The sequence below is a fragment of the Candidatus Saccharibacteria bacterium oral taxon 488 genome, from assembly GCA_010202645.1.
Classification (GTDB): domain Bacteria; phylum Patescibacteriota; class Saccharimonadia; order Saccharimonadales; family Saccharimonadaceae; genus Nanosynbacter.
This window is the reverse complement of record CP047920.1, coordinates 339,790-366,204: the sequence shown is the minus strand read 5'-3', so window position 1 is coordinate 366,204 and position 26,415 is coordinate 339,790. Positions and strand designations below refer to the sequence as shown.

Sequence of the window (26,415 nt, the reverse complement as noted above, 5' to 3'; positions counted from 1 at the left end):
CGGCCTCACGCCGGCGGAGCTGCGGGCGATTACGGCGGATAATCAGCGGGTGATCGCCGACATTACCGCTGACATCCAGCAGGTATTTGCGAGTAAGATTTCTAAAAAACCATCGAATTATTTGCGCCGCTGGCGGAGAATATTGCCGAGAGAATTGGCGAGGGAAATTCCGACAAATCCGGCAGGGGAGACGCCGCAAAACCTTCTGAAAATGCCGCCAGCCCGGTGCCAGATAACTCTGCGACCACCGCCCAAAACTCTGCCAATCTGCCATCCTCCATCACCCCGTACGCTCAGGTCCTGGCGCTCAGTATCGCCCATACGGCCCAAGAGGCCATCGACGCCAACTCCACCAAACCACTAACTGCCTGGAAAAACAAGTGGTGCGAAAAGAACGCTGCCGGCGAGTTCGTCCTGAAGGATTTTGCCGCCAGCGAGAAATTATCCGCCGCCATTGACGTCTACGAAGCATATGGCGACGTGCTGGCCGAGCGCTCACTGTTTGACTACGACGACATGATTTTGTCGGTCATTCAAGCCTGCGAGTCCCACCCGGAACTACGCGCCAACCTCCAAGAGCAATTTCAGTTCATCATGGTCGACGAATTTCAGGACACCAATCTGGCGCAGCTGCGGCTGCTGTTCGACCTGGCTGGCGACGAGGACAATCCCAACATCATGGCGGTCGGCGACGACGACCAGGCGATTTTCAGTTTTCAGGGCGCGGATGTTGGCAATATCCAGCGCTTCCGCCAGCACTATCACGACCCGAAAATCATCGTACTGACGGACAATTACCGCTCGGCAGCTGACATCCTGACGGCGGCGCGCAGGGTGATTACCCAAGGGACGGACCGCTTAGAAAACACCATTGACGGCTTGTCAAAACAATTGACCGCGCATGCGTCTGGTAGCGGCACCCAGGTTCAGATGCAGGAATTTACCTCGGCGAGCGAGGAGCGGGCAGGGGTGGCCCGGCAAATTGCCGAGATGATCAAACGCGGCGAAGACCCAGCGCACATCACCGTCATCGCCCGCCATCACAAGGAACTGATCGAGCTGCTGCCATACCTGTACCGCCAGAACCTGATGGTCAATTACGAGCGTCACGACGATATTTTAGAGCAGGACATCATTCAGGCGCTGGACAAGCTAGCGCGGGTCGTCATGGCGATTCATCAGAATAACCTGGATACCGCTAACAGCCTACTACCAGAGGTCATCGCCCATCCGGCGTTCGGCTTTTCGGCGCTGGATATCTGGCGATTAAGCCTCCACGCTTATAAAAATCGGCAGCTGTGGCTGGAGAGCATGCTGGCGAACAGCACCTTTCAGCCGTTTGGCGAGTGGCTACTAGAGCGGGCGAAGGACGTACCGAATCTGCCGCTGGAGGAGCAGCTGGATAAGTTGCTAGGGCTAGAGATGGGTGCTGGAATTACTCCAATCGACTCAGTGCAGCGAACATCGCCTGAGCGTCCTCAGACGCCTGGCGCGAAAAGAGGAGTCGATAGGGATAGTTCCGGCGCTCACTCTGGCAGGGAACTCTTGCAATCAACCGGCGAGGAGCTTTCCTCAGAACGCCGTATAGCGACCATCGCCCGAGCGTCCTCAGACGCCTGGCGCGAAAAGAGGAGTCCTAGTGAAGGCTCTTCGCTTAATTCTCTCGCCGCCCACTACTTCTCGCCCGACAACCTCGCTCAAAATCCCGACGCCTACCTGACCACGCTCGAGAGCCTGCGCACGCTGCGCCAAAAATTACGCGACCGCACTACCGACGCGACCCCGACACTGGCGGACTTCCTGGAATTCATCGACCTGCACCGCTCGACCAAAACCCGCCTGACACACATCCGCCCCCAGGCCAGCGCCCTCGGCGGCGCCATCAACCTGATGACCGCCCACAAATCCAAAGGCCTAGAATTCCCGCACGTTTTCGTCATCGGGGCAATCGACAGCGCGTGGGGCGAGAAAGTCCGCTCGCGCTCGCGGCTGATTCGCTATCCCGCCAACCTCAAACTCCAGCCCGCCGGCACTAGCTACGACGAGCGGCTGCGGCTATTCTTCGTGGCGATGACCCGCGCCAAAACCACCCTGACCATGACCTATTCCCAGACCAACGACGCCGGCAGCGACACCATGATCGCCAGCTTCCTGACCGACCACACGCCGACGATTATCCCCGCTGCCGACACGCCCGCAGCGCAAATTACCGTGGCGCAAACCGACTGGAGCGCGCGGCTGAGCGCGCCGATTACCGCGGAGCTCAAGGATGTACTGGCGCCGACCTTAGAAACCTACAAACTTTCCATCACGCATCTCAATAATTTCCTCGACGTCTCGCGCGGCGGCCCGCAGAACTTTTTGTTGAATAATCTGCTGCGTTTTCCGTCCGCCAAAAGCCCCGCCGCCAGTTACGGCACCGCCATTCACGCTAGTCTCCAGCAGCTGCACAACCTGCTAGGCGCCGACCACCACCTGCCGACCACCGAGCGCATCCTCAACTATTTCCGCACATCGCTCGAGGCCCAGCACCTACCACCCGACGATTTCACGCTATATCTGGACAAAGGCACGGCGGCATTGACGGCGTTTCTGGACGCCAAATCGTCCGATTTTCATGACACCGAGCTGGCGGAACTCGATTTCGCTCATCAAGGCATCATCGTTGGCGGCGCGCGCCTGACCGGCAAGCTGGACGTCGCCGATATTGATAAGCATAATAAGACCATCTTTGTGACCGATTACAAGACCGGCAAGCCGTCGCACTCCTGGAAGGGCGCGTCAGATTACGAAAAAATCAAGCTCCACAAATACCGCCAGCAGCTGATGTTTTATCAACTCTTGGTGGAGTCCTCACGCGATTATAGCAATTTCAGCTTCACCGGTGCCCGCCTGCAGTTCGTCGAGCCGGATATGAAAACTGGCGATATCCTCAGCCTGGAAGACACATTCTCTGAGGAAGAATTGGCTGAATTCGCCCGGCTCATCGGCATCGTCTGGCGGAAAATCACTACCCTGGACCTACCAGATATCTCTGGGTATTCAGCAGATTATAAGGGGATGGTGCAGTTTGAGGATGATTTGTTAACAGAGGCGGCGTAGGCAATTATGCCAAGATGTATTGACATTTCTTTATTTTATTGATATAAATATACTTGCTTTTGTTCGACGGAGCTAACTTCCGGTGAGGTGTCGCGAATGACACCAAGCCCTGACCATGCTTCGCACAAAAGCATGGTTCGACAGGGGAGTTAGCTCTTTTCTACGCGCCGCAACTGCGGCAGGAAGGGGGTGAAAAACTCTCATGGCTACGTGGAATCCTGCCGACCGGAAGGCCGCCTTGGACAAGGCGGCTGCCGGGGAAAGGCTTTCGGACTTTGAAGTCCGAAAGCTCCAGGAGGCTGGTCGCCAGATCGGCTCCTGGGGAACGGCCGCCAAAAAGGCGGTCGCTAAGGACGAGAAGCAATTTGGCAAGCGCTGATCGTTTTTAGCGGTTCTCTTGGCGGTCGGGGTTTGTGCGACCCCGAAACCCGCTGGCCTCCCCGGCCAGCAACAGGGCGTCCGTCCGCCCTCGGCCTGATTCGCCGACCGGTAGTCCGGAAAAGAATCAAGGGTGTGCTGGGTCAGGAGGCTAGGTCTTAAAAACCGCCGAGCCTCGCGGGTTCGACTCCCGCCACATCCACTGAGGGGACATGCGTCGCAATAGCACGGCGGCGTATGGCAGACAAGCTAGGGCCCCAACGGGCCGGTCTGCAGCGAAAACAACGTTGTTTTCCACCCTCACTCTTCCCGGAAGGTCCCCGGGAAGAGTCCCTGGAGGCTATCTGTATAGATAACCTCCACCCCGCCACCAGGTGTATCCGGATGCATCTGGTCGGCGGGGCCCCAAGCCCAGGACTCGCGAGTTCACTCGTAGCAGCAGCCCTCCGGGCAGCTCCGAGCAGAACCGCTTGAGTCCACCACCCCGCGTCAACGATGACGCGGGGATTTCACCTTTTTGGGGGAGTGATTGTCAGACAGGGGTAGCCACTTGTACATCCCAAAGACCCTCGCCACCATACCATCAGACTACGAGAAAACATCGTGCTATTTGACAAACATCATGATGTTTTGGTAATATCACGACATGAACGCAGCGCAATTACTCCAAGAAATTCTGATGCGGACAGGCCTTACCCAAGAACAACTGGCACGTCGCTTAGATGTGCCGGTGCGTACACTCAACGCCTGGGTACACCAACACATGTCGCCGCGCGCCAAAAACCTGGCGAATATTCAGCTATTACATCAAGAGATGCTCGGGCGGGACACCATCGACGAGGCGAAGCACCTCGCTACTGAACGTGCCGCCCAGGCCAGCCGCATGACGATCCGAACACTCCTGGCGAATCAAGAATTACTTGACATCCTGACGCTCCACTTGACCTACCACACGAACACGATCGAGGGTAGCACAATGACCCTAGCAGACGTCGCAGAGGTGCTGAACGATGATAATCGCGTTCTCGCCAACAAGACAGCGCGCGAACAGATAGAGGCCCGTAACCACCGCACTGCGCTCTACTTTCTGCTGGATGCCTTACACAAAGAAGGGACGCATTTTACGTGGAGCGAAGAGCTGATCTCGCAAACGCACGTCCGGCTGATGAATACGCTGGTGTCCGACGCCGGACTCTACCGCCGGCACGGTGTGCGCATCACGGGTAGTCGTGTCACAACAGTAAACCATCTGCGGGTTGCTGAAGCGATGTCCGAGTGTATTGATGAAATGAACAAATCGCCCAAAACAGAGTCGATTGAATGGCTAGCCCGTACTCATGCGACATTTGAAAAAATCCATCCATTTAGCGATGGCAACGGTCGCACCGGGCGACTCTTGCTCTTTGTCCAGGCCCTGCAACTGGGGTTGGTGCCACCCTCGTTGCCAAAGAGCGCAAGCGAGCGTACTATACCTATCTGGAGCGAGCACAGGTTCGCGGCGAGCTGGAGGCGCTACGTCTATTTATCGCGGAAAGTATATTGTTTAGCAAAGGACTAACAACATGAACATGACATGTTGGGACAATCTGCCGCAGCCATTTTTTATCTTGGCGCCGATGGAAGCCGTCACTGACGTGGTGTTTCGCCATGTCGTGAAAAGGGCAGGCGCACCCGACGTGTTTTTCACCGAGTTTGCCAATGCCACCGGCTGGGTGCATGCTGGCGACAAAGCTATCGCCGGGCGGCTCGTCAAGACCGACGACGAGCATCCGCTGGTCGCCCAAATCTGGGGCGGCGAGCCGGGCGATATGGAGCAATTTGCTGCCCATTGCGCCAAGCTCGGCTTTGACGGTATCGACATCAATATGGGCTGCCCCGCCAAATCCGCCATCAAAAGCGGGGGAGCAGCGCTCATCCGCCGACCCGACGTGGCGGTCGCCGCCATCGCCGCCGCCAAAACTGCAGGACTGCCAGTCAGCGTCAAAACACGGCTCGGCTATTCACGCGTTGACGAGTGGAAAGAATGGCTGGGCACGCTACTGGCACAGGACCTCGCCAACCTAACCATCCACCTCCGTACCAAAAAAGAAATGAGTAAAGTCCCAGCCCATTACGAGCTCATCGACGACATCATCAAGCTACGCGACGAAATCGCCCCGCAGACGCTACTAACCATCAATGGCGACATCCGCAACCGCGCTCACGGCGAAGAGCTCGCCCGCCAGCACCCCGGCGTCAATGGCCTGATGATCGGGCGGGGAGTTTTTAGCGATCCGTTTTGCTTTAGGAGGGCAGCTAACCTATCCTCTGTCTCGGAGTACTCTTTACGGGTGGCTTCGCCAGCCCGTGGCGTTCGGCTGACGGGGCTTGACGCGCCCATCACAGCCTCCTCGACCGAGGATAGGTTAGCTGCCCATCACAAATCTGAACTAATCGCCTTATTACATTACCACCTCGACCTCTTCGACCACTACCAGCCAACCCTCGGACGCCCCTACGAAACCTTAAAACGCTTCTTCAAAATCTACATCCGCGACTTCGACGGCGCCAAGGAGCTGCGCGAGCAGTTGATGCACACCACCAGCACCGACGACGTCCGCCAATTACTGGATAATCGATAAACTGGGTGTCCGTAACCGACCGCAAGGCACATCGTAATCAAACGTGCGCCTAAAATGACACCGTAAACAATCTACTACCGCCGTCGCTTGCGCCGATGAAGATCTGCTACCTTTAGCCGTACCATGTGCCGGTCGATGAGCTGTTTGGCTTTCTCGCGTTCGACTTGGTCGCCGGCCTCGTCGCGGGCTTTGATGGCACGCTCCAGGGCCGCCTGAGTCTCCGCCTCGATGATGTCGTCGCCATGATCAGCCTCGTCCACCAGGATTTGCACCGATGAATAATCAATTTTCACCACGCCGCCGGAAATTGCGAAATACTCCAACTGATTATCAGAATCTTCTTGACGCCAGCGCACGGTGATCACGCCGTCCTTGGCCACCGTCACCAGCGGCTCGTGGCTCGGTAGCACCGAAATCTCGCCGTCAATCGTCGGAATAGTTACCGAGTAGACCGTTTCATCCAGCTTGACACCACCGAGCGTTACCAGCTTCAAATTCATCAGGCTAGTCCTTCTTTACCTCTGGTTGCTTTGCACGTTCGGCATCGCGAGCTACCTGGTCAGCCAAGGTGCCTTGTACCATGTAGAACCAGCTTTCTGGCTTGTCGTCGTATTTACCGGCCAAGATGTCGGCAGCGTCGCGGATAGTATCCTCTAACTTAACGTACACGCCTGGATTGCCAGTAAACTTCTCAGCCACGTGGAATGGCTGCGCCAGGAAGCGCTGGATACGACGAGCCCGAGCAACGATTTGTTTCTGGTCGTCTGACAATTCTTCCATACCGAGGATGGCGATGATGTCCTGTAGTTCCTTGTACTGCTGCAGCACTCGCTGAACTTCGCGCGCCACGCGGTAGTGTTCCTCACCAACGATTTCTGGATCCAACGAATTAGAGCTAGAATCCAACACATCGACAGCTGGGTAGATACCAATTTCCGTCAAGGCACGGTTCATCACGATGGTCGCATCCAGGTGGGCGAAGGTGGTCGCTGGCGCTGGGTCGGTCAAGTCGTCAGCCGGCACATACACCGCCTGAACAGAGGTGATCGAACCCTTTTTCGTTGAAGTAATACGCTCCTGCAGGGCACCCATTTCTTGCTGCAAGTTTGGCTGATAGCCCACGGCGCTTGGCAAACGACCGAGCAATGCCGACACCTCAGCACCAGCCTGGGTGTAGCGGTAAATATTGTCGATAAACAGCAGCACGTCTTTGCCTTCGTCACGAAAGGCTTCGGCCATCGCTAGACCCGAGAGCGCTACGCGCAAACGTGCTCCAGGTGGCTCGTTCATCTGACCAAACACCAGCGAAGTCTTGTCCAGCACGCCGGCTTCTTCCATTTCGTAGTACAAGTCATTTCCTTCGCGAGTACGCTCACCAACGCCGGCAAAGACCGAGTTACCAGAGTGGAACTTAGCGATGTTGTTGATCAGCTCGGTGATTAGGACGGTTTTACCGACACCAGCACCGGCGAACAGACCAGCTTTACCACCTTTGGCCAGCGGTGCGATGAGGTCGACAACCTTAATTCCAGTTTCCAAAATCTCCGTCTTGTTCGACTGCTCAGACAGATCCGGAGCAGGGCGGTGAATTGGCGCGGTTTTGCCCTTTGGCTGCGGCTTTTCATCAATCGCTTCACCGACCACATTGAACATACGCCCCTGAGTCTCGGCGCCCACTGGCACAGAAATCGGCGCACCAGTCGCCACCACGTCCGCACCACGAGCCAACCCGTCAGTCGACGACAGCGCGATCGTCCGCACGGTGTGCTCGTCCAGGTGCTGCGCTACCTCCAACACCAGCGTCTCTTTGCCATTCTTGACATGCAACGCATCATAAATTGCCGGTAATTTAACGTCGCGCGGAAACTCCACATCGACCACCACGCCAACAATTTGAATAATTTTTCCTAGTGTTTTACTCATCAATTCTTCCTCCGCACTTCCTTTTTATTAATCTCACTTTTCATATCGCGTCTATACTTCCTGATAATCCATAATTATATCCAAAGAATAACTCTTATCCGACAATGCTCGACGAGCTGGTTCTATCATATCATCAGGAAAGCGTAAGTTCAGTTTCTCTAAAGCCTCTAACGTCACGAAGTCAACCTGCTGGATTCCTTCTTCGCGCGCGACAAGAAAATCATCGGCAATGTGTCCCAGAAAAAACACAACCAGCGACATACAGGAATCGACATTCTTCAGCAGCACCGACAGAACACCGTCAATTGCAACTGTATAGCCAGATTCTTCCTTCGCTTCGCGCACCGCCGCCTCCACCAAACCTTCGCCCGGCTCGACATGTCCCGCCGGAAAATTCCACGTGCCTAATTGCCCGTAGTTATCTTTGCCCTCCTGAACAACCAATAGCTTGCCGTCTTTTACGACAACAGTACTGACGAATAGGGTTGTGTTATTCATTTGATTCTCCTTGTTTTGCAATCTCAACAATTTCACCATTACCAAGCCCCGGCATCTCGACAAACTTTTCCGGCGAAACATTATGTATATACGTTTGCAGCGCTCGGTATACGCCATTATGCGAGACGACTAACACATCCTCTGAAAGACCCGCCAACTCGTCATAAGCCTCGGCTACACGCTCACAAAAAGCCTGCCGTGTTTCGACGCCCGCCGCCGGGTCGTCCTCGAGGTGATACCACGTGCCGTGCTTCATTCCGGCAGCTTTGCCAATCCCGCGCTCGCGCCAGCGTTGATCAATCTCAACTGGCAATTCGCCAAGAGCCTCGTGGCTAATAATCTCTGCAGTCTTCTGCGCTCGCTGCAGCGGGGAACTGACAATTTTATTAATATGCAGCTCGCCAGCTGTAATGCGCTTCGTGATTTCTCGCGCCACCGCCTGCGCATCGCGTAAGCCTTTCTCGGTCAACGGAGAATCGTCTTCTGCACCAGCCGCTGTGCCATTGACATTAGCCAAGCTCTCGCCGTGCCATACAAAGTACACGCTCATTGTTCCATCGCCTCCACGCCGCCAGAAATTTCGGCCAACTCTTGGGTGATTGCACCTTGACGGGCTTTGTTCATCGCTAGCGTCAAGTCATCCACCAGATCAGACGCATTGTCGGTGGCATTCTTCATGGCCATCATCCGCATGGAGTGCTCACTAGCGCGGGCATCCAGCAGCGCCTGGAGTAGCCGCGCACCCGTCAAACGATTCGCCACGGCGTCCAGCACTTCCGGAATGCTCGGCTCGTACTTGGCATCAGAAACTGTGTTCGAGACCTCGCTCGGATCAATTAAGGCTTTAGTGCCCGCCGGCAGCAAGCGCGACAGCTCCGCCGTCTGCACCATACTATTGACAAACCGCGTGTACACCAGCGTCACCGCGTCAACCTCGCCATTCTCAAACATACTAATGGCAGTGTTCAAAATCGTATGAAAGGTCAGTCCCGACGGCTGATCTGGCAAGTCCTCGTACGTACCGATAATCTTCGTATCCTTCAGGCGCGAGGCAAACTGCGACGCCCGACGCCCAATTGTCAAGGTTAGATTCTCAATGCCGCGCTCATCGTCGCGCTTCAGCAGCTCCAGATATTTCTTCAAGACATTGGTGTTATATGCGCCAGCCAGACCCTTGTCGCTGGCGATGACGACGATCAAGCGCTTGGTAATTTTGCGGCGCCTAAACAGCGGGTGATTGTCGGTCGCACCTTGGCTGGCTAGGTAACTCAGCAATTCCTCAGCCGCCATGGTGTAGGGAGCTGATGCCTTGTCCGCCTCTTGGGCGCGGCGCATTTTGCTGGCCGCCACCAATTGCATCGCCTTGGTGATTTGCTTGGTCGAATCCACCGAGCGAATGCGATTTTTCAATGCGCGGGTATTAGGCATGCTTTTCTCCTCTGCGTTTCTTTTGCCTTCTCAGAGCCTTTAGAACATGGCGAGATACCGATTTCCACATCACCCAATAATCTTGCTCTCTAGGAATCTTTGGACGATGCGTTTCCAATTGAAAATCATGCGCGCTAACTATAGCTTCACCGTAAGAATCAGCAGCTTGCTTAAATTCAGCCGAATCTCGTCTTAATTTCACGCGCCAAATCCTTTCGCCGCTACCTGCGTTGCCTCATCAATCAGTTTCAGCTGCTCGTCAGTCGGCTTGGCGCCCTTATTCAGTTCGCGCATGGCGTCTTTGCTATTCTTCCAAAGCTGCGTCAGCAGGGCAGCTTGTGCTTCCTTGATCTTGGCGACTGGCACATTATCAAACGCACCGCTAGTCACTGCATGGATGCTGACAAATTGCTCCCAGACGCTCATCGGCTGATACTGCGGCTGCTTCAAAAGTTCAGTCAAACGTTGACCACGGTCGATTTGCGCCTTGGTCGCGTCATCCAGATCCGAGCCAAATTGAGCAAATGACGCCAATTCACGGAACTGACTCAGGCCTAGTTTCAAATTGCCGCCGACCGACTTAACCGCTTTGGTCTGGGCAGCACCGCCGACGCGGGAAACTGATAGACCAGCGGAGATAGCTGGACGAATACCTTGGTAGAACAGATCGGTCTCCAGGAAAATCTGACCGTCAGTGATGGAAATCACGTTGGTTGGAATGTACGCCGAGATGTCGCCAGCCTGCGTCTCGATGATCGGCAGGGCAGTCAGTGAACCAGCACCCAATTCGTCTGACAACTTGGCTGAACGCTCCAACAGGCGAGAGTGTAGATAGAAGACATCACCAGGATAGGCCTCACGTCCTGGTGGACGACGGAGCAACAGCGACATCTGGCGGTAGGCCACGGCGTGCTTGGTTAAATCGTCATAAATCATCAGCGCGTGGCCGCCATTGTCACGGAAATATTCACCCATGGCCGTACCAGCATATGGCGCCAGGTATAGCAGGGAGGCCGCGTCTGACGGACTGGTCGCCACCACGATGGTTTGCTCCATCACGCCTTCTTCTTTCAGGCGATCAACCAACCGGGCAATCTTTGACAATTTCTGTCCAATCGCCACGTAAACGTTGACCACGCCGGTCTTTTGCCGTGCCTGGTTGATCATGGTGTCGATGGCAATAGCCGTCTTACCAGTCTGGCGGTCGCCGATGATCAGCTCGCGCTGCCCGCGACCGATTGGGAACATGGCGTCAATTGACATGATACCGGTCATCAGCGGCTCATGCACCGACTTACGGCCCATCACGCCAACAGCTGGTCGCTCAATTAGTCCGCGCTGCTTGGTCTTGATAGCTGGTCCGCCATCTAGCGGCCGACCGAGCGGGTCAACCACGCGGCCGAGCAGCTCCTCGCCAACTGGCACATCCAGCACCGCACCCTTGCGGCGGACGCTGGCGCCAGCCTTGACTTTTTCTTCGCCGCCGAGGATCACCGCACCGATTTCATCTTCCATCAAGTTCAAGGCAAACGCCTCCACCGTGCCGCCATCAGTCTCAATTTCTAGCACTTCGCTGTAGCCAGCTTTACTGAGGCCGTGCACCCACGCCACGCCGTCACCAACGCGGATGACCACGCCAGCGTCCTCTAGTCCTTCCGTCGCCTCCAGCTGCGCGATTTTTTCCCGCAGGCTTTTGGCTAGTTCTGTCACATCAATCTTGCTCATTTTTCCTCCTAGATTTTCTTCGCCCGCAAGTCGTTTAATTTCTTGGCAATTGTCACGTCCATCATTTGAGTCGGCGTGGTAATCTTCACCCCGCCGATCAACTCGGAACGGATGATTTCGCGCAGGCGCACCTGAGCGATGCGGTCGCTCGGGACTTCCGTATCAGGAAGTTCGACATGCTGAGCGGCGTGGTCGCTACCATTTGTTTCGGGTGCGCGGGCTTCGCTCCGGGCATCCTTTCTGGACGCTCGGGCTGCAGAGCGACCCTCCACAGATGTCAGCGACTCCATACCCGAGTTAGATGATAGTATCCGTTTAATTGCATCCTTCGTCGCTGCGTCCAGCGCCCGCGCGCTTTCCACCGTCGCCACAATCGTCCCCTGCGCCGCGAGTTCTGCCTCAATATCCTGCACCAATAAATCAATCTCTCGCTCGCGCCGCTCGGCTATGATCAGCGCCGCTAGTTCATCGATCACTGCTGCATCGCCCGCCAGCAGCCGCTCGGCCGCATGCTGCGCCAACTTTCGCCGAAGCGTCCGCGCCATGACTAGGCAACCTCCTTGACCGCAGTCGCAATCAGCTTGGCGTCTGCCTTAGCATCAACCTTTTCGTGCAAAACCTTGCCAGTTGCCTCAGCCACTAACTCCAGCGTTTCGTTATGTATCGCTTTCTTGGCCTGCTCAACTTCCTTAGCAATTTCCGCCTGCGCCGCGCTGACGATAGTCTCGGACTTGGCAGTCGCCTTGGCCGCGGCCTGCTCGACGACCGAGGCCGCCTCCTCACGCGCTGCTGCCACGATATCACTGGCCTCCGCCCGAGCTTTTCGCATTAACTCGTTGGTCATTTTTTCGGCTTTATCAGCGTTGTCGCGCGCCGACTGCGCCGCCTTTTCGGCTGTGCGCATGTCTTTTTCGCGCTTGTCGAGCATCGCTGCCAGTGGCGGATACACCCACTTGCGGAGAATCACCAGCAAGATCAAGAACGCCACCGTCTGCAAGATCAGCAGCTTCCAATCAATACCGAGCGAACTGAACAGATCAGCCTTTTCGGCCGCGTGCGCTTCGGCACTCGCAAATTGTGTCAATATAGTCTCCACAATTTACCCCTCAAATTACATAACTTTGCCGACGATAGCCGCCACGAAACCGATGATCGCTAGGGCGTCGATGAACGAAATACCGAGGATCATCATGGTGCGTAGATCGTTAATTTTCTCTGGATTGCGGCCAGCCGCGTTCATCGCTGCCGCGCCGACGATACCAGCGCCGATCGCTGCCAGCGCAGCCGGAATGGCGTAGGTGAGTGCAAATGCTAATTCTTTCATATAATTTCTCCTTTATTTATAATTATTACTTACCTAGTGTCGCTCACTCTCTTGCACCAGTTTAGGACTATGGACAGGGGAGTGAACAGATTCATCATGCGACTCAGCATGGTCGCCATGTGGTACGAGACCCAGGGAAATAAAGACGGTCGAAAGCATAAAGAAAATGTACGCCTGAATACCACCGATGAACAGCTCAAACAGATAAAATGGCTGGAGCGCCGCCGGGGAAATAAACTGCGTCAAAAAGGCGATCATGATCAGCAGCACTTCGCCGGCCAACACGTTGCCAAACAAACGGAAGCTCAGCCCAAGCAGGCGCGAGAACTCCGCCACCAGCTCCAGAATGCCGACAAACGCCATAATCGGATCGCGCAGTGGATTAACAAAGTAGCGGCCCATATTACCCCTAAAGCCAAGGTATTTGAAGGCGTACACTTGTGCGGCGACAATGGTCACGATAGCCAGGCCAAACGTCATATTCAGGTCGGCCACACCACCGCGAAACAGCGGTGTACCGTGACTTCCCACGGTGATCGGCCCGACGATCGGTAGCAGCCCCAGCCAATACTGCGCCACCACGAAAAAGAATATAGTGATGCACAGCGGCGCTACTCGACGCGCCCACGTCTGGTCCGGGATGACTTGGCGAACCGTGTTATACAGCCCATCAAATGTCCAATGTACCAGCCGCGTCGCAAAATTATGCTTTTTCTTGCCCAGCACTGCCGCCCGCGTCCGAAACATCAGCCACACCAAAACGATCAGCCCCAGCGCGCCAAGCATGTGCGAATTAGTAATTGACACGCCCATAACATTCGCTACTTCATCAGCCTTGACTGAAATGTGCGGACCGGCACTGGCAAATAATTGCATCATATATTTTTACGCTCCTTTTTTCGTTTCACGCGTCCCAGCTGCTTATTTACTAGTAGATACGCGCCCAAAAAACCAACTACCACGCCAGCAAACATCAGCCACGGCTTCAAGCCAAACACACTATCCAGCCACACACCCAGCAGCGTACAGCCGATGCTCGGCACAAACATTCGCCACGTTGTGTCGCCGATCGTCCCGAGAATAACCCGAGCCGCCGCCACTTCCGTTGCTGCCGTTACGCCATTCTCAATATCTGGTCTCTCAGCCATTACTCTGTCACTATAGCAACATGCTATACTCTTGACAAGATGCCACGGCGAAATTATCCCAAAAACCAACCAAAATCGGCCCGAATGCTCGTCAAGCCGACGCTGACAACTACCGATCACGACGCCTGCCGGCGCAAGCGTCGCTTCGCCACCGAGCAGATCGCCAGGCGAGCGGCTGATACGCAGGAGCTGATGTCACCAAAACTGGAATTAGACGTGTACTATTGCCGAGGGTGTGACGGCTGGCACTTAACGAGTCGGGCGTCCCGAGACTAGATGGCATTGCCGAGATACCAATGCTTATGCTACAATAGAGAAAAGCCATAAGGAGGGAAGTTATGAGCGAAGATAACACGGCCAATCACCAAGACGCTAAAGTCACTGTCTACAGCACCAGTTGGTGCGCATTCTGCCACACCGAGATGGAGTGGTTGAAAAAACTCGGCATCGATTTTGTCGCCAAGGACATCGAGGCTGATCCAAGCGCCAAGGAAGAATTGCTCAGTAAAAACGGCGGCAATTTCCAGGGCGTGCCAGTGACCGATGTTTGCGGCGAGGTCATCCTGGGATTCGACCGGCCGAAACTACAGGATGCGCTGAAGAAGAATGGTTTGATGAGCGAGTAGAGATATCTAATTTGCGTATCAAAAACCTGCTGCCTGGAGGCTTACCGGCAGCAGGTTTTTTATTAGCATATCTCCTTATGCTGCGCCAATCTGCACGACCTCGCCGCCAATTGCTTGACGGAAATAATTGTCGTGGCTAACGTAAAGGATGGCGCCGGAATATTTCGCCAGTGCCATCTCCAGTTCCTCGATACTCGGCAGGTCAAGGTGGTTAGTCGGCTCGTCTAAAATCAGCAGCTGCGGGTCATTCGCCAGCATGGCAATGATCTGAAAGCGGGCTTTTTGGCCACCCGACAAGCGCGCCAGTGGCGTCATCCGGTCCGCTTCGGTGAACAGATAATCGGCTAGCAATTGGCGGATTTTGGTATCAGAAATCGGCAGGTCACGGCTAAGGTATAATTTCTCAATCGCCGCCTCCAAAGGATCTGCCAAATACCGCTCATCAATTTCTTGCTCGTACACACCCACCCACACCTGCGGATCGAGGAAGAGATTACCGGAGTAGAGGATAGGCGAGTGGATAGATTTATCTGGTGCGTATGACAACTCAGATTTATTCTGAGTGTATTCAAGCTGGCTCGTCAAACTCTTTTTCTGAAGGCTTTGCCTTTCCGGCAAAGGCGCGCCAAGAGCGCCAGCTGAATCAATTGGCGGCGCGCCGGCCTGAGGAAAAAGATGTTTGCGAGACGGGCGAGCCACACCACCGCTTGCCAACAGCATCCGAATCAGCGTCGTCTTGCCAGCGCCATTACGGCCGCGCAGCTCCACCGCCTCGCCCTCGCGCAGATCAATATTCACGCCCTCAAACAATATCCGCTCGCCAACCCCAACTGCTGCATCCTCAACTCGCACCAGCACATGCTGGCTACGACTAGCCGTGTCCTTCATCGATAGCCGAATATTGCGTGCCTTGAACTTGCCGTAGCGCTCAGCCGACTTATAATCAAGCCGCCCAGCCGACTGCTTATCAATCCAAAACGTCGGCTTATCCATCTCTGATAACTCCGCCAGCTCGGCCCGCGCTTCATTTTCCAGCCGCTTAAACTTTTGGATAGTGCCGGGGTTGCGCGACTTTTCTTTCAGCCGCTGATAATCCAGCACCTTTTGCCGAAGGTTGGTCATCCGCTTCTCAACTTGCTCAAAATTATTCATGCCCGCTGCCGTCGCCTGAGCATTCTGCTTGAGGTAAGCATCATAATTACCGCGGTAGCTGACCGCTTGGCCGTCTTTAAGCTCAATAATCCGATCCACCCGACCCAGCACATCGCGGTCGTGCGTGATGATCAGCATGGCCTGGCGCGGCTGCGAGCTCATCCAGTCGATGAATTGCTGCTTGGCCACATAATCCATGTGGTTGGTCGGCTCGTCAATCAGCGCCAAATGCGCCCCCGAGTGCATAATCTTCACGATCTCCACCAACCGCTTCTGACCGCCAGACAGAGAACCAAGCGGCCGCTCGCCGCACCCGCTCAGCTGAAAATTATCGAGCTCCCGCCCAATCTTCTCCTCAATCTGGTAAAACCCTTTCTGGTCAAATCGCTCCAGCGCCTGGGTGTACTCCTCAATTTTGCGCATATTATCACCCATGGTTTCAGGATATTCATCAATAATTTTCTTTAAGCTCGCATATTCCGGTAGCCCCGCTAGGATGTAGCTCGGCACCGTCTGATCGCCCAAACCATGATGCTCCTGCGCTGTACTAGCCACCGTGATGCCGCGGCGAAAAATTACCTCGCCGGTATAATCAGTGTCTGTGCCCGCCAAGATGCTAAACAGCGTCGACTTGCCAACGCCATTGCGGCCGACCACGCCAACCTTCTCGCCATCATCCACGCTAAACTTGACGTCGCGCATCAACGTCTTGTCGCCAAAACTTTTCTCGGTGATGTGAATGTCAGCTATCATGCTTGGGATATTGTAGCATATCGCGATGTGAATCATTGACTTTTCTGTAATTACATCGTATTATTTAACACATGCCAAGAACAGAAGCAGACCACGGCAAGGCCAGAATTATACCATTCAAGACCATTGCCGGAGATCGCGCTATACCACCAGTATCAGACACGGAAGTACCACCAAGTCACAATGAAGCTAATGTAGCTGCCACCGAAGACGTAATCATATCACTGACAGAAGCCTACATCCAACGATCAGAAAGTAGCAGCCTCCTTAGTTACCAGCGCCTCAACGAAAAGTTCCGCGCCGCCACCAACCAGCTCGAAAACTTCGACGAGACTGTTAATATTTGTGATATTCTCGAGAATATTGCGAATATAGCACACTTACTCGAGAAACACCCAGAGTTTAAGCCAGACCTTTCTGTATTACGACTCGTTAATACAATCGAGAGGTCTGCTAACCAATCAGTTATTATGAATCACATCGACAATTACCCCTCATTAGTACGGCTACTTGGCTGGGCTATCAGAGGCAAATGCCACCATCCAGCAGTCGGAGAACTCGGCCATAATGTCCTGGCTCTCGTATGCCAGTGTCAGCATAATGCCAAATGGGATTTCACAACCGGTGAAGCACACGAGCTCGAATGAGACAAAGTAATGGCCAAGCATTGCATTTATACTTAAACAATGTTATAGTATAAAACTATGAATAGAGAGACGACACCACAAGAAAAGCAGACACATAAAGTAGATAAAAGATACTATACAGCCAGCGGCGAGGATATTACCCATATCGCTGCACCGGCTGAAAAGTTTGTTAAAAAGTTCTGTCCAGCCGAATCGGAGACTAACAATAATGAGTTGCCCCTTTCGCCGCACACCCAAGCAGCCATACTATACACAATCAGAACGGCACTGTATGACAATAATATGCGTGGGTATAATTTCCCATGGAACACTTCAGATGGCGATATTCACGACGATCACAGCACAGCTGAAAAGATGGTAAATGAGCGCAAAAACTACCAAGAGGCCATCAAAGATATACCAGAGGAAGAACTGCAAGCGCTTAAAGAGCTTCAGGAGATGCTTGGTACAATTCTCAGTGATGGACTCGCACCAAACGCAGCGAAATACCACGTCTTAGCCGGGCTAGAAGACAAAGTGAAGACAATGGATACATTGGATGCATCAGATAAGCTCAATTGGATTAGCCAGAAAATTTTAGCCTCCGAAAAGGAAATTCCACGTCCCGTTGACGCAGAGACCGTCATTGAAATTACCCAAAAAATCCTCAACAGCAAGCTAGCTGAGCTGCGGGGTGATACAAAAGAGAGGTGTCGCTTGGAGGAAGAAGCGTCAGTAGACATGGCAGGGATTCAAACTCTCTTTGGCTTAGACAAGTCAAGGCTGCTTGATCAACTATACAAGGAGATCTTAACCCGTATTGATAGCATATATAGTGATGACGAACTAGGGGTGTCGCAAAAGCAAGTATCCCTAGAGGAGCTCGCAACCGTCATAGACGAAATGCGAGAGGATATGATGAATGCAGATGAAGAAGGAATTGCTACGCTAGCGAGGCTTGATTAGACAGGTATCCCGCTTCGGTACGTTCCAGATAAAGAGTACGACCCAGACAGATCAATCCTCTTCTAGCTAAGGCTCCATCCTACATGCTACAATAATCAAGTGACCAAGCCCACCAAGACCAAAAAACTATTCACTCACGCCGTCGTAAATCGCCAAGCGCGATTTGACTATGAGTTGGGCGAGGAGGTTGTGGCCGGGCTGGTGCTGACGGGCATGGAAGTGCGCGCTGCCAGGGAAGGGCACGTGCAGCTAAAGGGGGCGTTTGTTAGCATGCGAAATGGTGAATTGTGGCTGAATAATGCTAGTTTTTCGCTGCGGCTGAACGTTCGCGGCCAAGCCAACGCCCGCAGCATTGATACCTCGGCGCGGAAATTATTAGTCAGCAAACGCCAATTAGCACGCTTTTCTGAGGCAAAAAAGCAGGGCATGACCATCGTGCCGACCAAATTATTAACCAGCGGCAAATTTATCAAGGTGGTCATCGCCCTCGCCAAGGGCAAAAAAACCTACGACAAGCGCGAAACCATCAAGCGGCGCGATCAAGATCGCGAGACGCGGCGGCAGCTTTCTGGGCGATAACCCGGCGATATAATTTCTCTAATTTGCGGACCTGGCGGCGCTCGGTGAACGTGGCCGCTAATTTTTTGCTCTCAGCGCCAAACCTCGCTCGGCGAGCCGGCGAACGGAGCAGTGTGATGATAGCATCCGCCATACTCTTGGGCCGATTTTTCACGAATATACCGTTCACGCCGTCACGCACCACCTCGGATACTTGCGTGTCAATGATGATAATTGGTTTGCGAGCATGCGCTGCTTCGTGTAGTACCCAGCCCTGCGTATCCTTGAGTGACGGGAAGCAAAACACATCCAGCGCCTGATACGCTACGCCCAATTCCTCGCGCGGCAAAGCACCGGTAAAGATGATCCGATCAGCGTACTTGCTCTCGGCCGCCATCTCCTCGAGTTTTTTGCGGTACTCGAAATCACCAACGAACAGCAATTTGGACTTGGGGCGAGCCTTGGCGACGTACTTGTCAAAAGCCTGGATCAGAATCGGTAAGTTTTTCTCTTCGCCCAGCCGCCCGATGAAACCAAACACTTCATCAGACGCTCTGAGGCCCCATTGCGCCCGAAAGGCCTTGAGCTGAGCCGCCGACGGCCGCGGCAGGGCATTGACACCATTTGGTAGCAATGTCAAATCATACAGATGATCATCGTCCTGCCAGCCGCTGAGCTGGGCGACGCTTTTGCGACTGAGGGCGATGACAGCGTCAGCTTTGCTGTAGAGAATGCTGATGGTGCGCTCGATGATGGTCTGATTCCATTTGGTGATACTGCGCGGCCGGTATAGCTTGACCAGCTCAAATAAATCACGCCCCCTCAGTTTAATCGACAACGGCAACACCACGCCAGCCAGCGTCAAAATCCCCGGCAGTACCGCCGGATAATGCTCGGCAAATTCGTACATGTCGGTGCAGTGCTGGATAACGAGGGGGATCTGCTGCTTGTGCGCCGCACTGACGCCAACCAGCCCAATTTGTGACGGCGTAAAGATGTGCACGATGTCCAGCTCCAGCTCTTTGATGCGGCGCTGCACCACCGGCGGGAAGAACACCGACGTATCGTAATCATCAAAAAACGCACCCTTGATCGACGGAAAGCGGACGATGTGCGAATCCGGGTCTTCGTTAAGCAGCTCAGCCTGCTTGGCCGGATTTATCGACTTAGCTGGGCAGAACACATAGACATCGTGGCCCAGCGCCTCGAGCTCGCGCTTGAGCGATTCGACCACAAAAACGATGCCGTTAATCGACGGCCGATAGGTATCGGTGAATAAACCTACACGCATACAATTCTGTTATTATACCACGAAATGGTATAATGGGGTAAGTTATGAGGAGACAGCAGCGACTGCGGATCGCATTGGTGACTGACGATTTTTATCCAGCATCCGGCGGTATCGGACGATCAATCCAGACGCAAATTAGCGAATTGATCAGCCTAGGGTACGAGGTGACGCTGCTCGCGCCGCGGCATTTTTTGGAGCGACCAACTGGCTGCAAAACCGTGGTTGTACCCTCATTCTACATCCCCGGCACGCCCTCGCACATGTGCGTTCTCAAGTGCGGCCGGCGTAGCGCACGGCGTATCTGCCGCCAGCACCGCTTTGATATCATCCATAGCCAGACAGAGCGGGGCGGCCTGATGTTGGCAGCGCGCATCGCCAAAGAGCAGGGCATCCCTCACATTCACACCTTTCACGCCAATCTCGCCGGCACCCACACGTCGCAGCCGTTCGGTGCATTTTGGGGGTCAATGGCCTATCTGTTTTTGATCAATCCAATGATTTCGATGATCGCCGACAAACGGCTTGACCAGCCAGTATTCTTTGCGCCAAAAAGCCCCGACGCACCGGGAATCTTGGCACGATTTGACTGGCACACCATGGCGACCGTCGCTTCGCGCGTCGATGCCTTTACCGCACCGGCTGACTTTATGACCCAGCGAATCAGCGACTGCGCATCGTGGCTGGACGAGCGCTCACACATTGTACCGACTGGTGTTAACCCCAAGCTCAGCCACGCCATCGCCCATGCTAAGCGCCACCGCACCGACCGCACCATCCGCTTTTTGAGCGTCTGCCGCCTGGCGCCCGAAAAGCGCGTTGACGCCATCATCCGCGCCTTTATCCAGGCTGACCTGCCAAACGCCGAGCTCCACATCATCGGTGACGGCAAGCAGCTCAAGCTCCGACTGCTCGCCGAAAAGCACCAGGGCATTATCTTTCACGGGCATGTCTCGTGCGTCAAGCAGATGGCCGAGGCATTCGTCAACGCCGACGTCTTTGTCCTAGCGTCGCACGGCTTTGACACCCAAGCCATGACCATCGGCGAGGCAGTGACTGCAGGACTGCCGATTATCTACTGCGACCCGCGGCTGACCGTCGGCACGACAAAGGATAACAGCATCCTGGCGCGGGACCCGTCAGTTGAGCAGCTGGCGGCCGCGATGCGTCAGATGGCCAACGATACACGACGACGCCAGATGGCCCGCGCCTCGTCTCGCCTAGCACCCGAGCTTAGCCCAGAACACATGGCTCACAAATATCTAACAATTTACCGCGACTTGATAAAGCATACGGTATAATGGGTTTATGCGATTATTTTCTTGGAATGTTAATGGTATCCGCGCCGTCATCAACAAGGGTGAGTTTGCCCGTTTCCTGCAAACCTACGATCCAGACATTATATGCTTGCAGGAAACCAAGGCCGCCCGCGACCAGGTGGAAATTGATCTGCCGGAGTATCACGAGCATTTCTATTCAGCCGCCAAAAAGGGCTATTCCGGCACGGCGATTTTGTCGAAAATCCGGCCGCTGCACTGGCGCGACGGGCTGCCGCCGGCTATCATCGAGCGGTTCAATTTGACCGGCGATCAATACGGCAATCCGGCGGACGAAGGGCGCATCATCACCGCCGAATTCGACGATTTTTGGGTGGTGACGTGTTATACGCCAAATTCGAAAGGGGATTTAAGTCGGCTGAATTTACGCCATGATCAGTGGGATCCGGCCGTGCTGGCCTATCTGGAGGAGTTGGAGCGAGTGAAACCGGTTCTATACTGCGGCGACATGAACGTGGCGCATACAGAAATTGACCTGGCAAATCCAAAGCCTAATGTCGGCAAGCACGGTTTCACTAACGAGGAGCGAGAAGGCTTTCAGAATTACCTAGACGCTGGATTTGTCGATACCTTCCGGGCGGCTTTCCCTGACAAGACCGGGGCGTATACCTGGTGGACGCACTGGGCCAACGCCCGGGCACGCAATGTCGGCTGGCGGATCGACTATTGGCTGGCGTCGCGCGAAATCGCTGAGCGTGTCAAAAATCCTGAGATCCACGCCGAACAAATGGGCAGCGACCACTGCCCGGTAAGCATTGAGGTTGAGGTATGAAAATCACCAAACGCTCGAGTGAACGCAAGCTACTCATCAGCCTTGGGGCTATGTTGGTTGTCGCCAGTAGCGCCGTAGTGACTTATTTCACCCTCCGTCATTTCAACCCGCCGCACGTCACCACCCAGCAGCCAATTAGCAAGGAGCAACCCGCGCCAGCACCCAAAGAAAAAACTCCCGACAGCCAGAAACCTCCAGCGCCAGCTGCGCCGGGCCTTGCTCTGCCAAACGCTACGCCGATCCCCGCTCGCATTGTCAACAGTGCCGATGACGCCGATCTCTGGAAAATTGCTAACAAATCCCGAGCCTTCGCCAATCCTCGCTATCAGCCCAGCGACCTCCGCATCGTCAGTGTGCCGACATTACCCGGCCGCGGCCAGGACGAGCGTTCACTCCGCGCCGTTCTCATGCCTGAGCTCGAGAAATTAGTCGCTGCTGCCCGCGCCGCTGGCGTCACCCTTCGCGTCGGCTCAGGCTACCGCAGTTACGCCACCCAAGCCTCGCTCTTCGCTAGCTACGTCCGCCGGCACGGTGAGGCCGCAGCCAGCCGCTTTAGCTCCCGCCCCGGACACAGCGAGCACCAATCAGGCCTAGCCGTTGACTTCGCTGGCGCCGACCAAACCTGTTGGGTAGATGATTGTTTCGAGCGAACCGCCGCCGGCAAATGGCTAGCCGCTCATGCCCACGAATACGGTTTTATTCTGCGCTACCCGAAGGGTAAGGAATCGATCACCGGCTATCAATACGAGCCATGGCATTTTCGCTACGTTGGACGGGAACTCGCGGGCGCTCTATATCAGTCGGGCTTGACGATGGAGGAGGCTTGGTCGTATATTGAAAAGGCAATGATTGAACTCAAACAGCGAGGAACACAATAAATGAAGCACGGGGTGGGACGCGCAGTTGTGGCCATGGTTTTGGCAGCCTGGACGACACTGACACTACTGATGATCAATGGCGGCACGCAGCTCGTCAACCAAACGTCGGCGTCAGTCGCTAATTCGCCGCTGTATAATTTTCAGCCAGTCACCATCCGTCTTGACCGGACCAATCGCGACTTGACCTTTCCGTCGTGGAAGTATTTACAAACCGGGAAAATCTGGTCTTATGTGTCAGGCAAGCAGGGCATCGACCCAGCCTTTGAGCCGCCGCTGACTGATATTACTGATGGTACGCCGAGCTGGATAGAGGATAAGCGCGTGCAACCGATGGTTAAAGAGCCACTGGAGCAACTGCGTCAGGCTGCAACCAAAGCCAAGCTACCGGTCCTCGTCTCTAGCGCCTACCGCTCCGGCACCGCCCAAGCCAAAATCCGCACTGAAACCACCGCCAAAAACGGCGCCGCCCACACCGACGAGTATGTCGCCAAGCCTGGCCACAGCGAGCATCAGCTGGGCCTAGCGGTTGACTTAACCAGCTTTTCCGAGAAATGCAAGGCCCGCTTTAGCGACTGCGCGCTTGATCCAAAAACCGCCGGCTGGCTAGCCGCCCACGCTCACGAATACGGTTTTATTCTGCGCTATCCGAAGGGCAAGGAAAAAATCACCGGTATCGCCAGCGAAGCTTGGCACTTTCGCTATGTCGGTAAAGACCTGGCCGCGCTCATCCACGAATCAGGGCTGACCTTTGATGAAGTGTACCAAAACATGGTTAAATTACGCGACAATGCATCAGTTGCCAAGTCGTCTACCTCATGATGCAGTAAGCTATTGCGAGAAAGCCAAAAATACGAGATAATCAAGCGATGAAGCAGCAGAAATTCGCAGTTTTTGATATCGATGGTACGCTCATTCGTGGCGGGCTGTACCGGCAGCTAGTGCTCGGGCTGATTGATGCTGGCGCCATCCCCGAAGTCCACGCGTCGATCATCCAGCAGAAATTACTCAGCTGGAAGCGGCGAGAGTCAAAAGATGCCTACGACGAGTACGAACTGAGTTTGGTCAATGCCATCTCTCGTTCGCTGGCTGACATCCCGACCGCGGTGTATGACGAGGTTGCGAATAGCATCGTCACGGAAGAGCTTGACCACGTTTACACCTACACGCGGCATCGCCTGCGTGAGCTAAAGCAGGCGGGCTATTTTCTGATCGCTATCTCTGGTTCGCAGCAAGAGTTAGTCGAGCCATTTGCTAAAAAATACGGCTTTGACGCCTGGGCGTCTCAGGTGTATGAACGACAGGGCGACACGTTTACTGGCACAATTATCGCCAAAACGTATACCAACAAAGACAAAATTCTCCAAGGAATTATCGATAAATACGGATTGACCCTGACTGACAGTTATGCCTTTGGCGACAGCGAGGGCGATCGACACCTCCTGGCGATGGTTGAACATCCCGTCGTCTTTAATCCGACGGAAAAGCTGCTTGAAATTGCCAAAACCAACGGCTGGCCAATTGTCCTGGAGCGTAAAAGCGTGGTGTTTGAACTCGAGAAAGGCGAACGTGGATACCTTTTGGCGCAAGCAGGAAAAATCTAAGCCGCTGTTTCCCGACGTTGAATGGAATCGGCCAGAGCGCCGCGATCAGGCCGGGCGGCTGGGGATCGTTGGCGGTAACAAGCTCGGCTTTGCGGCGGTGGCAACCAGCTACCAGGCAGCACGTGACGCCGGGGCAGGCGAAGTACGAGTCTTGCTACCCGACACACTGCGCCGCACTGTGCCAGCGGCGATGACCGACGTCCTGTTTGCGCCGACCAATCCGTCCGGCGGCCTCAGCGGCGCAGCAGCAGGCGAATTAGCCGCACTCGGCGAGTGGGCTCATGTCATACTGCTGATCGGCGACGCCGGCAAAAATAGCGAAACGGCCGCGCTGTACGAGCAGTTTGTGCGCCAGTACCACCGGCCGATCGTACTGAGCCGCGACGCCATCGACTTGGTGCAAAACAGCTTTCCCGCCATCCTCGACAATCCCCACGTCGTCTTTGTCGCCTCATTTGCCCAAGTGCAAAAACTCTTTCGCAGCGTCTACTATCCAAAAATCCTGACATTCAGCATGCAGCTAGCGCAATTTGTCGATACCTTGCACAAATTCACCATCACCTATCCGGTCACATTAGTAGTTTTTCATGCTGATCAATTAGTCATCGCACGGGGCGGGGAAGTCATCACCCAAGCCTGGACCGAGCCAATGCAGCTTTGGCGCGGACAAACCGCCGCGCGCGCCGCCAGCTACCTCTTGTGGTCACCGGAGGCACCGTTGGCAGCCATCAGCACCAGCATTGCCACTAGCGTATAAACCGGGGCGGTTCCCACCAGCTCTTGACGATTTATAGACTACGCGGTATAACAAGGATAGTTATGTCACGAAAATGTCTCATTTACCGTCCTGTGGCTGAATTCCCCCTATCAGATCCAGATTTTTCCCAAGAAATACAGGAACGTTTTACCAGACCGAATAGCAACCCCATACAACCGACGCAGCCCGAGGAGCGTCATCTCACTATCTTAGGCGCACGAGAATACCCAAAGGTCCTACATCCATCTAGACTGCGCATTCATCTACCAGAGCAATCACAAAAGAACCTTGAGCTCAACGTAGTTGGTGCTCGTATGTTAGGAGAGTGTGCACTCACTCTGGTATTCAACGACCTCAGCCAAACTTTACCGCGGGAAGAAAGACGACGTATCAAGCAAGCATTTATAGAAGCAGGGGCTACCACTCCTCACCATAAAAAATTCAAGCCACACGTCACCATTGCCAAGATTCCCAGGGGGATTAGTAGACGACATGTGATTCGCTGGACAGAAAATATGCTACCGACAGACCCAACCGTCATCGTTGGCGGTATCACGCAGAACAATCTCTCGGGGAGAGAATTTAACGAACAGTCCCTCATCGAGTTTGATTTTAGTAATGAGGGTCATTTTCTCGATCTACAGGTTGCTGACTGTATGCTTCTGCCGCCACTAAAACAAAAGCCAGAGAAGAAAGGGTGCGGACATCATTCTCATTCTTAACATTAGCTTCTCGTAAGGTATTGCCATCAATAAAATTCCCGCTACAAAAACGGGAATAAAAATTAAACAAACTGAGGCGACCTCTGGTACCGCGGGCCGGACTTGAACCGGCACGAGCGATTGCTCACCAGATTTTGAGTCTAGCGCGTCTACCAATTCCGCCACCGCGGCACGAGAGAACGCCCCAAGTCATCCGAGGGTAATTATACCACGGCCGCTACCACATCAGCAA

General features: G+C 54.5%; 30 protein-coding genes and 1 tRNA gene. 16 read left to right on the top strand and 15 right to left on the bottom strand.

Going from position 1 to position 26,415, the window contains the following annotated elements; genetic code table 11:
* Positions 1-225 precede the first annotated feature (225 nt).
* The 4 genes from GWK77_01915 to GWK77_01900 all read left to right on the top strand — a co-directional run bounded on the left by GWK77_01915 (position 226) and on the right by GWK77_01900 (position 6,101).
* The gene (locus tag GWK77_01915) at positions 226-3,102 is read left to right on the top strand and encodes a UvrD-helicase domain-containing protein (GenBank protein QHU92928.1); all 2,877 of its coding nucleotides are present in this window, start codon (positions 226-228) and stop codon (positions 3,100-3,102) included.
* A 202-nt stretch (positions 3,103-3,304) separates the two neighbouring features.
* Positions 3,305-3,481 (top strand): hypothetical protein, encoded by a 177-nt coding sequence (locus GWK77_01910; protein ID QHU92927.1) that lies wholly within the window; start codon positions 3,305-3,307, stop codon positions 3,479-3,481.
* A 645-nt stretch (positions 3,482-4,126) separates the two neighbouring features.
* Complete coding sequence (locus GWK77_01905; protein QHU92926.1) at positions 4,127-5,038, top strand: hypothetical protein; 912 nt, start codon at positions 4,127-4,129, stop codon at positions 5,036-5,038.
* Between the two features lie 4 nt (positions 5,039-5,042).
* Positions 5,043-6,101, top strand: coding sequence for a tRNA-dihydrouridine synthase (locus GWK77_01900; protein QHU92925.1), 1,059 nt, complete (start codon positions 5,043-5,045; stop codon positions 6,099-6,101).
* Positions 6,102-6,175: 74 nt separating this feature from the next.
* Here GWK77_01900 and atpC read toward each other — a convergent pair whose 3' ends face one another.
* From atpC to GWK77_01840, 12 genes are all read right to left on the bottom strand, one after another.
* The gene (atpC, locus tag GWK77_01895; GenBank protein ID QHU92924.1) at positions 6,176-6,601 is read right to left on the bottom strand and encodes an ATP synthase F1 subunit epsilon; all 426 of its coding nucleotides are present in this window, start codon (positions 6,599-6,601) and stop codon (positions 6,176-6,178) included.
* 4 nt (positions 6,602-6,605) lie between these two features.
* Positions 6,606-8,024, bottom strand: coding sequence for a F0F1 ATP synthase subunit beta (gene atpD / locus GWK77_01890; GenBank protein QHU92923.1), 1,419 nt, complete (start codon positions 8,022-8,024; stop codon positions 6,606-6,608).
* 51 nt (positions 8,025-8,075) lie between these two features.
* The gene (locus tag GWK77_01885; GenBank protein QHU92922.1) at positions 8,076-8,522 is read right to left on the bottom strand and encodes an NUDIX domain-containing protein; all 447 of its coding nucleotides are present in this window, start codon (positions 8,520-8,522) and stop codon (positions 8,076-8,078) included.
* Entirely contained in the window at positions 8,515-9,072 is a 558-nt protein-coding gene (locus GWK77_01880; GenBank protein QHU92921.1) for a hypothetical protein, read from the bottom strand. The genes GWK77_01885 and GWK77_01880 overlap by 8 nt, the downstream gene beginning before the upstream one ends.
* Positions 9,069-9,950 carry an ATP synthase F1 subunit gamma gene (gene atpG, locus GWK77_01875; protein QHU92920.1) on the bottom strand — a complete coding sequence of 294 codons (882 nt, stop codon included), beginning with the start codon at positions 9,948-9,950 and terminating at the stop codon, positions 9,069-9,071. The genes GWK77_01880 and atpG overlap by 4 nt, the downstream gene beginning before the upstream one ends.
* Positions 9,943-10,152 carry a hypothetical protein gene (locus GWK77_01870; GenBank protein ID QHU92919.1) on the bottom strand — a complete coding sequence of 70 codons (210 nt, stop codon included), beginning with the start codon at positions 10,150-10,152 and terminating at the stop codon, positions 9,943-9,945. The genes atpG and GWK77_01870 overlap by 8 nt, the downstream gene beginning before the upstream one ends.
* Positions 10,149-11,675, bottom strand: coding sequence for a F0F1 ATP synthase subunit alpha (locus GWK77_01865; protein QHU92918.1), 1,527 nt, complete (start codon positions 11,673-11,675; stop codon positions 10,149-10,151). The genes GWK77_01870 and GWK77_01865 overlap by 4 nt, the downstream gene beginning before the upstream one ends.
* An 8-nt stretch (positions 11,676-11,683) precedes the next feature.
* Complete coding sequence (locus GWK77_01860; protein QHU92917.1) at positions 11,684-12,220, bottom strand: hypothetical protein; 537 nt, start codon at positions 12,218-12,220, stop codon at positions 11,684-11,686.
* 2 nt (positions 12,221-12,222) lie between these two features.
* Positions 12,223-12,771 carry a F0F1 ATP synthase subunit B gene (gene atpF, locus GWK77_01855; GenBank protein QHU92916.1) on the bottom strand — a complete coding sequence of 183 codons (549 nt, stop codon included), beginning with the start codon at positions 12,769-12,771 and terminating at the stop codon, positions 12,223-12,225.
* A 15-nt stretch (positions 12,772-12,786) separates the two neighbouring features.
* The gene (locus tag GWK77_01850; GenBank protein ID QHU92915.1) at positions 12,787-12,999 is read right to left on the bottom strand and encodes a H(+)-transporting ATPase; all 213 of its coding nucleotides are present in this window, start codon (positions 12,997-12,999) and stop codon (positions 12,787-12,789) included.
* A 33-nt stretch (positions 13,000-13,032) separates the two neighbouring features.
* Complete coding sequence (locus tag GWK77_01845; GenBank protein ID QHU93415.1) at positions 13,033-13,812, bottom strand: F0F1 ATP synthase subunit A; 780 nt, start codon at positions 13,810-13,812, stop codon at positions 13,033-13,035.
* Positions 13,813-13,874: 62 nt separating this feature from the next.
* On the bottom strand, positions 13,875-14,147 hold the full coding sequence (locus GWK77_01840) for a hypothetical protein (GenBank protein ID QHU92914.1): 273 nt from the start codon (positions 14,145-14,147) through the stop codon (positions 13,875-13,877).
* Positions 14,148-14,186: 39 nt separating this feature from the next.
* Here GWK77_01840 and GWK77_01835 point away from each other — a divergent pair, with 39 nt between their 5' ends.
* On the top strand, positions 14,187-14,423 hold the full coding sequence (locus GWK77_01835) for a hypothetical protein (protein QHU92913.1): 237 nt from the start codon (positions 14,187-14,189) through the stop codon (positions 14,421-14,423).
* A gap of 62 nt (positions 14,424-14,485) precedes the next feature.
* Positions 14,486-14,773, top strand: a complete 288-nt coding sequence (locus tag GWK77_01830; protein ID QHU92912.1) for an NrdH-redoxin — start codon at positions 14,486-14,488, stop codon at positions 14,771-14,773.
* Positions 14,774-14,848: 75 nt separating this feature from the next.
* Here GWK77_01830 and GWK77_01825 read toward each other — a convergent pair whose 3' ends face one another.
* Positions 14,849-16,678: an ATP-binding cassette domain-containing protein gene (locus GWK77_01825; GenBank protein QHU92911.1), complete on the bottom strand. Its 1,830-nt coding sequence runs from the start codon at positions 16,676-16,678 to the stop codon at positions 14,849-14,851.
* A gap of 71 nt (positions 16,679-16,749) precedes the next feature.
* Here GWK77_01825 and GWK77_01820 point away from each other — a divergent pair, with 71 nt between their 5' ends.
* From GWK77_01820 to smpB, 3 genes are all read left to right on the top strand, one after another.
* Positions 16,750-17,325 (top strand): hypothetical protein, encoded by a 576-nt coding sequence (locus GWK77_01820; GenBank protein QHU92910.1) that lies wholly within the window; start codon positions 16,750-16,752, stop codon positions 17,323-17,325.
* A 57-nt stretch (positions 17,326-17,382) separates the two neighbouring features.
* Positions 17,383-18,270, top strand: coding sequence for a hypothetical protein (locus tag GWK77_01815; GenBank protein QHU92909.1), 888 nt, complete (start codon positions 17,383-17,385; stop codon positions 18,268-18,270).
* Between the two features lie 99 nt (positions 18,271-18,369).
* Positions 18,370-18,849: an SsrA-binding protein SmpB gene (gene smpB, locus GWK77_01810; protein QHU92908.1), complete on the top strand. Its 480-nt coding sequence runs from the start codon at positions 18,370-18,372 to the stop codon at positions 18,847-18,849.
* On the opposite strand, the gene GWK77_01805 is transcribed toward smpB, so the two are convergent.
* Positions 18,797-20,119, bottom strand: a complete 1,323-nt coding sequence (locus GWK77_01805) for a glycosyltransferase (GenBank protein ID QHU92907.1) — start codon at positions 20,117-20,119, stop codon at positions 18,797-18,799. The two genes, smpB and GWK77_01805, sit on opposite strands and share 53 nt — an antisense overlap.
* 44 nt (positions 20,120-20,163) lie before the next feature.
* Between GWK77_01805 and GWK77_01800 the strand changes: the two genes are divergently transcribed.
* The 7 genes from GWK77_01800 to GWK77_01770 all read left to right on the top strand — a co-directional run bounded on the left by GWK77_01800 (position 20,164) and on the right by GWK77_01770 (position 26,183).
* Positions 20,164-21,417 (top strand): glycosyltransferase, encoded by a 1,254-nt coding sequence (locus GWK77_01800; GenBank protein QHU92906.1) that lies wholly within the window; start codon positions 20,164-20,166, stop codon positions 21,415-21,417.
* Positions 21,418-21,424: 7 nt separating this feature from the next.
* Positions 21,425-22,225: an exodeoxyribonuclease III gene (gene xth / locus GWK77_01795; protein ID QHU92905.1), complete on the top strand. Its 801-nt coding sequence runs from the start codon at positions 21,425-21,427 to the stop codon at positions 22,223-22,225.
* 50 nt (positions 22,226-22,275) lie between these two features.
* Entirely contained in the window at positions 22,276-23,103 is an 828-nt protein-coding gene (locus GWK77_01790; protein QHU93414.1) for a D-alanyl-D-alanine carboxypeptidase family protein, read from the top strand.
* Entirely contained in the window at positions 23,104-23,922 is an 819-nt protein-coding gene (locus GWK77_01785; protein QHU92904.1) for a hypothetical protein, read from the top strand.
* 47 nt (positions 23,923-23,969) lie between these two features.
* Entirely contained in the window at positions 23,970-24,704 is a 735-nt protein-coding gene (locus tag GWK77_01780) for an HAD-IB family hydrolase (GenBank protein ID QHU92903.1), read from the top strand.
* Positions 24,670-25,461 carry a hypothetical protein gene (locus GWK77_01775; GenBank protein ID QHU92902.1) on the top strand — a complete coding sequence of 264 codons (792 nt, stop codon included), beginning with the start codon at positions 24,670-24,672 and terminating at the stop codon, positions 25,459-25,461. The genes GWK77_01780 and GWK77_01775 overlap by 35 nt, the downstream gene beginning before the upstream one ends.
* 62 nt (positions 25,462-25,523) lie before the next feature.
* Positions 25,524-26,183 (top strand): hypothetical protein, encoded by a 660-nt coding sequence (locus GWK77_01770; GenBank protein ID QHU92901.1) that lies wholly within the window; start codon positions 25,524-25,526, stop codon positions 26,181-26,183.
* 84 nt (positions 26,184-26,267) lie between these two features.
* Here GWK77_01770 and GWK77_01765 read toward each other — a convergent pair.
* Positions 26,268-26,354, bottom strand: a tRNA-Leu gene (locus GWK77_01765).
* Between the last annotated feature and the right edge of the window lie 61 nt (positions 26,355-26,415).